Origin of the sequence: Burkholderia sp. A2 (genome assembly GCF_001729305.1) — a bacterium.
Classification (GTDB): domain Bacteria; phylum Pseudomonadota; class Gammaproteobacteria; order Burkholderiales; family Burkholderiaceae; genus Burkholderia; species Burkholderia sola.
The window spans coordinates 1,311-1,888 of record NZ_LZXX01000026.1 but is presented as its reverse complement, the minus strand read 5'-3'; the positions used below and the strand labels follow the sequence as shown (position 1 = coordinate 1,888).

2 pseudogenes are annotated in these 578 nt (G+C 72.7%); both read right to left on the bottom strand.

The window, feature by feature from the left end:
* Nucleotides 1-120: 120 nt before the first annotated feature.
* Nucleotides 121-359: pseudogene (locus tag A9Z05_RS37440) on the bottom strand (heterodisulfide reductase-related iron-sulfur binding cluster); the annotation flags it as partial.
* A gap of 2 nt (nt 360-361) precedes the next feature.
* A pseudogene (locus A9Z05_RS37435) lies at nt 362-578 on the bottom strand ((Fe-S)-binding protein); the annotation flags it as partial.

The window sequence follows — 578 nt, the reverse complement described above, 5'->3', positions numbered from 1 at the left end:
CGGCCGATGCACGGCGCGTGTCGTAATGCGCGTCGATGCGCGCATCGAGCGCAGGTGCGGCGTTCGTCGCGACGCCCGGTGCGGCGGCGCGCAGCCGCGCGAGGATCGCGTCGCGTGCGCTCATTTCGACTCTCCGCGCAGCGAGCCGGCGCCGGCCGTGCGGCGCCACAGGAAGCTCGCGAGATGTTCGACGGGCAGCGCCGCGCCGGCCTTGGCCGCGGCGTGGCCGATGTTCAGCAGGCAGCCGCAGTCGGCCGACACGAGCCGGTCGCAGCCCGTCGCGCACGCCGATGCGACCTTGTCGCGCACCATCGCGCCCGAGATGTCCGGATGCTTCAGCGAGAACGTGCCGCCGAAGCNNCAGCGCGTCGACGAGCGCGACGCCGTGCACGCGCGTGCCCATCTCGCGCCGTGCCGCGCACGACGTGTGCAGCACGACGCGTTCGTCGGGGCCGGCGTCGGTCATGACCGCGTCGAGCTGCACGTCGAGCACATGGACGAGGAATTCCGCGAGTTCGTAGGTCCGCTCCGCGATCGCGCGTGCCTTCGGGCCGTGAACGGGATCGTCGGCGAACAGC